Source organism: Leptotrichia wadei (assembly GCF_007990445.1).
Lineage (GTDB): Bacteria > Fusobacteriota > Fusobacteriia > Fusobacteriales > Leptotrichiaceae > Leptotrichia > Leptotrichia wadei_A.
In genome coordinates this window covers 21,800-29,647 of sequence record NZ_AP019843.1, presented here as the reverse complement: position 1 = coordinate 29,647, position 7,848 = coordinate 21,800, and the positions used below count along the sequence as shown (strand labels likewise).

The following is a 7,848-nucleotide window of genomic DNA, read 5'->3' as shown; positions in this document are numbered from 1 at the left end:
TTAAGAAATTATACGATTTAGGTATTATAAATATTGTGCAAATACAAAATGGACATAAGGAAAATATTTTAAATTATAATATTGATGGTTCATATTTATTAGATGAAAATGTTTTGTAGCAATAAACTACGGATTAAGAAATCATCTAAAATTATATAATCCAGATAGCAATAATTAAAAATGCCTTGCAATTCTAAGCGGCTGCTGAATCACAAGGATATACTAAAAGTATTTATCAGTTTTATTTATGTTTTAATTATAGCATATTTTCTTAAAATGTCAACCCAAAAAACAAGAGCCTTTAAGGCTCTTCTTCACTTTTATTATATTTTCAATTTCAATTTTAATTCTTTTTAACTCTTTAAGATCCATTTCTTTAGAACTTTATTTTAAGTTCATTTAAATTTTTAATTTCTTTTTTTCTTTGATTTTTTCATTTTAACTCCATTGCCTTTTCAATTTATCTGTGATAAAATGAAAGTGTAGTAAATATGTTTATAACTCTAGCAATACTGCGAATATTGTTAGAGTTTTTAGTGCAAAATTACAATATACGCACAATATACAAATTAAACAAAGAAATAGATTTTATAGGTATTTGAATACTGTTAAAAATTCTCAAAAGATAATTGTATTATTTTATATACCCTTGGAAACATTGGTTTTCAGGGGTTTTATTTTGGAAAAGTATGGAAAAGTATAGAAATGTATGCTTACAATATACACACAATATACAAGCAATATACAAAATACTATATCTTTTCCACCGCTTTTCTCGAGCTCTTCAATGTCCTTGTGAGTATAAAATTTTTCAGTTGTTGTATAACTGTTGTGTCCTATTAATTTCTTAACTGATGTTTTATTTGCGTCTGCATTACTTAGTAATGTTGCAAATGTATGTCTAGTATCGTGTGGCTTATGATTCATTCCAAGTTCTTCCATAATAGGTTTAAATTTTTCTTTGTAATAATTATCATATTTCATTTGTTTGCCTTTGAAGTTTACAATCAAGTATTCGTTTTGGTATTCATCCTATTTTCAACAAGTTTTAGTATTTTAGAATGGATAGGAACTAGTCTATCTTTACCAGCTTCTGTTTTCAGTCCACCTTTAATGATTCTATCTTCAAATCAATATCACTATTTTTAATTTCCAGCAATTCTCCAATTCTAAATCCTGTATAAATAAGAATTAGAATAGTGTCAATCCAGTCATTTTCATCCAGCAAATCCCACAATCTTTCAATCTCTTTATTTGTAAAAGGCTTTCTTGTGTTTTCTTCCGTATTTTTTCCGATATCTATATATTTGCTATAATCTTTTGAGATGATATCATTTTTCATAGCATAAGCGTATAGCTGATTAAAAAGAATCTTAATTTTTTTCTTCGAACCATATTTGATTTTAGTGCTGGAAAAAACTTCTTGCAAATCAGAAGATTTTAAATTTACAAATCGTAATTGGTGTAAAATTTTAGAGTTCTTAAATGCAGCAATATATCCTAATTGTGATGAACGACCAATTGTATCAAATTTTTCTGTTTTCCATTTTTCGTAAACTTCCGAAAATGTGAGACTTTGAACATCTACATTATACGGATGTTCATTATAATAAAATAATTGTTGATTAGCTTCTTTTGAGTTTTATAATAACCTATATATTTATATTGTTGTTTACCAGTCTTATCCCAATGAGTTGTAACCCTTACAGCAAAAGGTTTTCTTCTTTTCTCTTAATCTAATTACAGAACCATAACCGTTCGGATTTCTCATTTTCATACCGCTACCTCATTTTTTAAAAATCCTCATAGCTTATTCCCATATATTTTCAGCTCTTTTATAGGGATGTGGTACTTATATCTAGGTTTATTATTTATAACTTTTGTAATTATTGCACTTCCTATATCTAAAGTTCCGCTAATCAATCCACTTTTCAAAGTTCTTTCGTTCATTTGAAGAAAAGAGCAAGCTTCTTCCACATTTAACAGTAATTTCATTTTTTTGTTATCCCTCCATTTCTGTCATATCAAAGTAATTTGATATAACGTATTCTTTGCTTATTAAATATTCAACAACTTTTTCTAAATAACTGCTGCTAAAACTATCTATCATTTCGTCTCTATAAGTGACATACATTTTTGCTACATATCTTGTTTCATTTTCAATTTTGATTTTGTGTATCTCAGCATATTTTATCATTGATCCATCCTTTTCCAGTCTTCAACTAAATCAATAACTTCGGCATTCGTAGAATAGATATTTGCTCTGCTGTTTACATAAAATCCTACCTTGTATTTACTCACTTGTTTTCCTCCTGTTTTGTTATAAAGTGCCCTCAATTAACCCTTGCTTTTTTTAAAACAAATCTTCTGAATTAAAATTCTCAACTATTTCATTATCACTTTGAGTATCGTTATCTCTGTTTCCTCTTCGACAATATCGCTTGCATTGTCAGGACTGTCTACATATTCAACTTCCACGTTTCCGTTTGGCTCGACTTCTTTTATAACAGCCTGATCTACTTTCTGTGCTGTCTGCATTTCAATGCTTAGAATTCCAAATTTACTCAACAATAATTTTAATACAGTTTTCTTTGCCATACTGTCAAAATTTGTTTGCCAACTTGAAGAACTTTTAAGAAATGTTTTACTGAATTTCTTAGCATGTTCTCTTACTTCTTCCTTGCTCATTACATTGTATTTTCGAATCCATTTGTGGTTTGAAAATATGCAATATAATGAGTTACTTCATCGCTTATTTTTCCATCAAGATTATATTTAAGCTCATCAGTAATTGATCATAGCTTTCAAACTGTCCTTCGTAAAGTTCTGTAACATTAATTTTTTTTATATTGTCCAGTTCTAATTGCAAGCTGTATAAATCCTTTGTAGCCCAATTGAAATTGTGCCTCGTTCTTTTCTTGCCAGTTGCCGCGATTATCTTTGTATTTTCTTTTGTAAGGCACAACATAGGCGAAACCTAAATTTGGATCAATTGGTAAATCCAATGTTGCAGCTATTGCTCCAGCCTTCAAAACGCTTTGTGGCTCTGCTTCCTGTAATTGTTTATTTCCATTTGTAGTATTCAGCAGTGAAGTTAAGAATCCAGCTGCCTTGTTTCCTAGTAATTCTTTGAATTTATTTTTTGTTCTTTCATCATTTATCATTGATTTTAGTGTAGCTGCACCTACTATCCCTTTTGTTTGTTTTTAGGATTTGTTAAAGTTCCTGCCATTTTATTTCATCTCCTTAAAATATTTTATGTTATTTTTATCTAAAAATCGTTTTAATTCTAACGCTATCTCTTTAGAAAGCCCGTTAACTTTTACGCAAGTGTAAGTATCCTTTTTTTGAGTATTATCTGTTTCTTTTTGCTCTTTTTCTTGAAGAGCTCTAGCAATTGCTTCTTGCTTTTCACTTTCTCTTTTTCTTTCAAGTTCAGCGATTTCTCTTTGTTTTTCTTCTTCTGCTCTTATTCTTAAATTTTCTTCAGTTTGCTTAATTTCATTCATTTTATCATTTATCGCTTTAGAAATGACTGTATAGTCTTCTTGAATTAAATATTTCATGCTTTCAAATACAATTTTGAATTTAATTTCTTTATTTGCTTTTTCAATTTCCTGTTTTATAAAATCTTCTTTTCTGATTAATTCATCGTATTGTCGCTGCATTTCAGTTTCAATATCATCCTCTTTAAATGTTTTGTTTTCCCATTTTTTATTTTCTACTAAATAAACTAAGTACTCTGGTCTATATTTAAATACAAATTCTTTTATTGATTTTATTTTTCTCTTTTAGCGTTATCTAATTTTTTTCTTTGTCATGTAAATATTTTCTGACTGCATCAACTCTCTTGATTAAATTAATAAGTTTTGATTGATTTCTTTGTGTCAGCTGTTAAATAATCCATCAAATCCTATTAATTTTTCAGCACTTGTTTTTGATGCTCGCTACTTCTTCTCTATATTTCTTGATGTCTTTTACATCCGTAAATACAATATTATAAAGTTTTTCTATTTCTTCAACTTTTTGTTCAGCCTTTTCAAAATCAATCATATCTTTATCAATTTTGGCTGGGGTTATTTTTTCACTGTCAAAAACAAACTCCATTTTAGGTAATGCAACTAATGATGTTTCAATTATTTTTTCCATTTTTAACCTCCATAACTTTTTATCATTCTTGGTTCTGTATCGTTTTTGACACATTCCCAAAATTCAATTTCTTTATTTAAAAGTTCCTGTATCTCATCTTCCCAATCTGACCTATTGATTACAATTGTCTGCAACCTTTTATCCAGATCAAACGGTGTTGTATCTTCGTTTTAAAACATTCTTATTTCAGCAACTAATACGGCGTATTCATAGCCAGTCACCAAAAAAAGTAATAAAATTTGATATAAATAGGTTTCAGGAATATTGTTCTGCCATTCCTCAACATATTTATTCCACTTATTTATTGTAGTTGTCTTTATTTCAAGTATCCCTTTTTATCCTGATAAACAATTTCTCCATCTAAATTAGCCCGTATGAAGTCATATTTTGGATGGATGTACATTTTATTGACTTCTAATATTTTTTATCGAGATTGTCTCTTTGTAGGAATTAAATATATTTTTTTCAAGGTTCTTACCTCTTTGAGCTGCAGGGCTTGCGAAATTATTTTGTATTCTTCCAGTTTTATCTTTCCAAACATCAATAATATTTCTATATTTATTCTTTCCCATTATCGCTCCTGCATCGCTTCCACCAATCCCTTTTTTTTCTTATGCTTAGCCATTCTTCTTCGTTTTTATAACTTATTGCTTTATAGTTCACTTTTCTCCATTTCTTTTATCTATGCCCTGCTCCTAAGTTTCAATGCCTGTTTCCTGCTATAACCAGCCCATTTTATCTTGAATCCCGCTTCCTCAAACTTTAGAAGTTCCAGCATATCTTTTTCAAAGTCTGTTTTTCATTTTCTTTGATAACTTCCTCTATTTCCTTAAATTTTCTGTTCGTTTTGTGATTAATGTTTTAAGTACATTCCAGTTATCTTGCTAAACTTTCTTTGTTCGACTTCTCTTTAAAGATCTTGTAATAAGCAAAGATTATAAACATTTGATGTAAAGCAGTTTCAGTCGTATTGTATCTAGTTTTTGAATATATCTTAAACTTAGATTTTATTTCCATGAGTTCTTGCTCAAACATCTTTCTGAAATGTACAATGATAAATTCGTTCTTAAAATCTTTGATAACAGTCTGCTCAGGATTATGTAAATCTTCAAATTCAAATTCATTAATCAGTCTTGTCAAAGCTCTGAAGCTTCTTTGTATAATATCTTCAAGACTGAAAGTGCACCAAAGTGTTTGTTCCTCTGTTATCTTTTCTATTTTGGTGTCACCACTTTCAAGATTTTTGTCAGTTATTTTGGAATCTTGAAATAATTTCTGTAACTTTTGCATAAGTTCGACACATCATAATCATTATTTTTGATTTCCTGTTTTCATCTTTAAAAATTTCCTTTGTAGTGACAGCTTTCTCTATAATTTCCTTTCTAATTTTTTTCTTTTTTTGCTTTTTTTAGTACTCCCAAACACATCCTCCTGTTCTCTTAAATTGCCCCTATTTACAAGACCCCATAAATTCCTTTACTGCTCTAGGACACCACCACAGCAGCATGACCACTAAAATGGAAAAGCCACATTGCCTCCAATTATCCAATGCCCTTTGGCTTCAATTGTTGCGATCTGCATTAGAGCAGTTGCTACAATTAAAATTATTGTTCCAGTATTATCAAATTTTTTCGCATTTTCCACCTCCTACTTTTAAACCCTGCATCGATACCGTATTCTTTTTGAACGTAGTATCTTAAGTTTTGCTCCATCAATTTTTTTATATTTTCATCAATTTCGCTGTCGTTTTTAATTTTCTCTATCATTTCATTCATTTTCCTAATTTGTTACTTGCACCTGCAATTTTTCTTTTCATCGCAGGCAATTTTCTAAAATTTTGCATTTTATTATCTCCTTATTTTTATATTTACAATGTCCTAATCAGTAATATTCGATCTGCTTTAAATGCTCTTAGATAAGCTCTTTTGTTGCTCAGAAATGCTTTTTTTGATACTGATTAAGAATATTGTATTAATTTAATCGTGCCATCTATACAGTTAAAAATTAAATAAATATTAGAAAAGAAGACTCATTATGACATTTCTGCATATTCTAGTAGCTATGCCTTGTGCAAAATATGCAGTGACATAGATGGCGCGATTAAATCAACATTGTTGATTTTATTTGTGTTTTATAGACTTTAGCACCTGTCTTCTGTTTTAAAATATGTACCAATCATCGTTTCCAACAAACTCCTCATAGGAGAATACTGGCAAGAATTCTTTATACGCTAACTCTATTCCTGCTTTATTAAAAAATTTTGTTTCAAATGCAGGTTCTCCATATTTCTGATCCCATCCACGATATTCTGAGATTATTGTCAGCCCTTTTAACTCCATTTCTTTTGTTCCTATTTCTTCATCGTATGCGAAATTTCCGCAATTTTGTTTTACAAATTTTTCTATTTTTTTAATTCTTTTCTCATTCTGTTTCCTCCTATTTTTTTTATTAATATCTTATCCAAACCCACTGCAATATTTACAATGAGCTTGATAAAACATCAATTTATTTCCAGTCTGGATTTAAAATTAGTCGCTTTGGCTGTTTTTTTGTTAAATAGCTTTTGATTCTGTTTTAAATTTCTTTGCTTCAATTTCTTCTCTTGCTTTTGACTGTTTTCGTTTACTATTTTCAATGCTCCAAATTTCATCTCTACCTCCATTTTGTAATTATTTTTCTTAGCCATATCCATTAAATCAGTATATGATATATAAATATTTTTTATTCACAAAGATTTTATAAGATACATTTTTATGGGATAAAAATGTTTTCTCTGCATAATAAACTTGTCGTCTTTGTATAAAGTGTATTTCATTTTGTAACCTCGTTTTTTAAAAATTTTATATTTGTATTGTTCTCTAAAAGACGTTCTATAAGTTCACAAGTTTCATTTACCGTTAACTTGCATCTTTTAGAAATTGTTAAAACCTCAAATCCGCTTAGCCCTTTCCTTATCTCACACTTTGTGAGCTTTAAATCACTTATAGTTTTGCAAGTTCACACATCTTGTCCATTACATTTCTCCTAAACTAAATTTTCGTTTTCTTCCTACAATTACACATTTTATATTCGATACATTGTGAATCATATCGGATTTTTTCATAATCTTTATCAAATCTTCGTTTCCGTACTCTGATGGGCTTAATTCGTATTCATCATATATTCCGTCGTATTCAAAACCTTTTATTTCATCTTCTGTTACATCAGGAATTCTCTTTTCAGTTCTTTAAAACCGCTTTCATAGTATTCCATTTTTGCTATGCCTTGTGGATAACCAAAGCAATTTTCTTCTGCCCATTCTCTTCTTATTTTTTTTTCTTGCTCCTTCTTCATATTTTAATCCTTCGCTAAAACTCATTTTATCATCTCCTGCTATATTTTTTCTTGCAATAATGCAAGATAATTTTAAAAAATATAGATGTTTATTTTTTCTACAAAACTATTATACCACATAACTTGCAATAATGCAAGATATTTTTAAAAAAGTTGCAACTATGCAATTTTTTAAGGTATAATATACTATAAAATTCAGATTAGAGTAACAGATATGGAAGACAAGGAAAATTGAGAAAGATTATAAAAGAAACTAGGTTGCAAAAAAATATAGCTAGGGATAAAATATCTGAATTACTGAAAAAGAGGGATAAAATATGCCGAATCTTCATTATCACGTTATGAAAACGGTATAACAGAAAGCAT

At 29.0% G+C, this 7,848-nt stretch carries 13 protein-coding genes and 1 pseudogene; all 14 read right to left on the bottom strand.

Translation table 11 applies throughout. The features are described 5' to 3' along the window. Positions 1-639 precede the first annotated feature (639 nt). The 14 genes and pseudogenes from FVE74_RS12065 to FVE74_RS11715 all read right to left on the bottom strand — a co-directional run bounded on the left by FVE74_RS12065 (position 640) and on the right by FVE74_RS11715 (position 6,799). Complete coding sequence (locus FVE74_RS12065) at positions 640-984, bottom strand: tyrosine-type recombinase/integrase (RefSeq protein WP_232054122.1); 345 nt, start codon at positions 982-984, stop codon at positions 640-642. Positions 985-1,099: 115 nt separating this feature from the next. Beyond that, positions 1,100-1,342: a hypothetical protein gene (locus FVE74_RS12060; protein WP_232054121.1), complete on the bottom strand. Its 243-nt coding sequence runs from the start codon at positions 1,340-1,342 to the stop codon at positions 1,100-1,102. A 461-nt stretch (positions 1,343-1,803) separates the two neighbouring features. Then, positions 1,804-1,995: a hypothetical protein gene (locus FVE74_RS11405; protein WP_147004660.1), complete on the bottom strand. Its 192-nt coding sequence runs from the start codon at positions 1,993-1,995 to the stop codon at positions 1,804-1,806. Between the two features lie 7 nt (positions 1,996-2,002). Next, entirely contained in the window at positions 2,003-2,197 is a 195-nt protein-coding gene (locus FVE74_RS11400; protein ID WP_147003772.1) for a hypothetical protein, read from the bottom strand. Positions 2,198-2,385: 188 nt separating this feature from the next. Then, positions 2,386-2,727, bottom strand: coding sequence for a recombinase RecT (locus tag FVE74_RS12220; RefSeq protein WP_420028894.1), 342 nt, complete (start codon positions 2,725-2,727; stop codon positions 2,386-2,388). 107 nt (positions 2,728-2,834) lie between these two features. Further along, entirely contained in the window at positions 2,835-3,191 is a 357-nt protein-coding gene (locus FVE74_RS12215; protein WP_420028893.1) for a recombinase RecT, read from the bottom strand. Positions 3,192-3,233: 42 nt separating this feature from the next. Further along, positions 3,234-3,668 carry a hypothetical protein gene (locus tag FVE74_RS11390; RefSeq protein WP_147004659.1) on the bottom strand — a complete coding sequence of 145 codons (435 nt, stop codon included), beginning with the start codon at positions 3,666-3,668 and terminating at the stop codon, positions 3,234-3,236. 256 nt (positions 3,669-3,924) lie between these two features. Continuing rightward, positions 3,925-4,149 carry a hypothetical protein gene (locus tag FVE74_RS11385; RefSeq protein WP_147004658.1) on the bottom strand — a complete coding sequence of 75 codons (225 nt, stop codon included), beginning with the start codon at positions 4,147-4,149 and terminating at the stop codon, positions 3,925-3,927. 2 nt (positions 4,150-4,151) lie between these two features. After that, complete coding sequence (locus FVE74_RS12210; protein ID WP_269473175.1) at positions 4,152-4,283, bottom strand: hypothetical protein; 132 nt, start codon at positions 4,281-4,283, stop codon at positions 4,152-4,154. 36 nt (positions 4,284-4,319) lie between these two features. Continuing rightward, positions 4,320-4,721: pseudogene (locus tag FVE74_RS12245) on the bottom strand (YqaJ viral recombinase family protein). 304 nt (positions 4,722-5,025) lie between these two features. Further along, positions 5,026-5,439, bottom strand: coding sequence for a hypothetical protein (locus FVE74_RS11375; protein ID WP_147004656.1), 414 nt, complete (start codon positions 5,437-5,439; stop codon positions 5,026-5,028). A gap of 314 nt (positions 5,440-5,753) precedes the next feature. Continuing rightward, positions 5,754-5,915 carry a hypothetical protein gene (locus tag FVE74_RS11720; RefSeq protein ID WP_172617511.1) on the bottom strand — a complete coding sequence of 54 codons (162 nt, stop codon included), beginning with the start codon at positions 5,913-5,915 and terminating at the stop codon, positions 5,754-5,756. A 393-nt stretch (positions 5,916-6,308) separates the two neighbouring features. Then, a complete protein-coding gene (locus FVE74_RS11370) occupies positions 6,309-6,488 on the bottom strand; it encodes a hypothetical protein (protein ID WP_147004655.1) in 180 nt (59 codons plus the stop codon). Positions 6,489-6,649: 161 nt separating this feature from the next. Continuing rightward, positions 6,650-6,799, bottom strand: coding sequence for a hypothetical protein (locus tag FVE74_RS11715; protein ID WP_172617510.1), 150 nt, complete (start codon positions 6,797-6,799; stop codon positions 6,650-6,652). Positions 6,800-7,848: the final 1,049 nt, after the last annotated feature.

Bases quoted from the DNA above. Each gene is read 5' to 3' on its own strand.
- FVE74_RS11390 (WP_147004659.1), bottom strand. From the start codon at position 3,668: ATGCAGCGACAATACGATGAATTAATCAGAAAAGAAGATTTTATAAAA.
- FVE74_RS11400 (WP_147003772.1), bottom strand. From the start codon at position 2,197: ATGATAAAATATGCTGAGATACACAAAATCAAAATTGAAAATGAAACA.
- FVE74_RS11720 (WP_172617511.1), bottom strand. From the start codon at position 5,915: ATGATAGAGAAAATTAAAAACGACAGCGAAATTGATGAAAATATAAAA.
- FVE74_RS12060 (WP_232054121.1), bottom strand. From the start codon at position 1,342: ATGAAAAATGATATCATCTCAAAAGATTATAGCAAATATATAGATATC.
- FVE74_RS11385 (WP_147004658.1), bottom strand. From the start codon at position 4,149: ATGGAAAAAATAATTGAAACATCATTAGTTGCATTACCTAAAATGGAG.
- FVE74_RS12065 (WP_232054122.1), bottom strand. From the start codon at position 984: ATGAAATATGATAATTATTACAAAGAAAAATTTAAACCTATTATGGAA.
- FVE74_RS11405 (WP_147004660.1), bottom strand. From the start codon at position 1,995: ATGAAATTACTGTTAAATGTGGAAGAAGCTTGCTCTTTTCTTCAAATG.
- FVE74_RS11375 (WP_147004656.1), bottom strand. From the start codon at position 5,439: ATGCAAAAGTTACAGAAATTATTTCAAGATTCCAAAATAACTGACAAA.
- FVE74_RS11370 (WP_147004655.1), bottom strand. From the start codon at position 6,488: ATGGAGTTAAAAGGGCTGACAATAATCTCAGAATATCGTGGATGGGAT.
- FVE74_RS11715 (WP_172617510.1), bottom strand. From the start codon at position 6,799: ATGAAATTTGGAGCATTGAAAATAGTAAACGAAAACAGTCAAAAGCAA.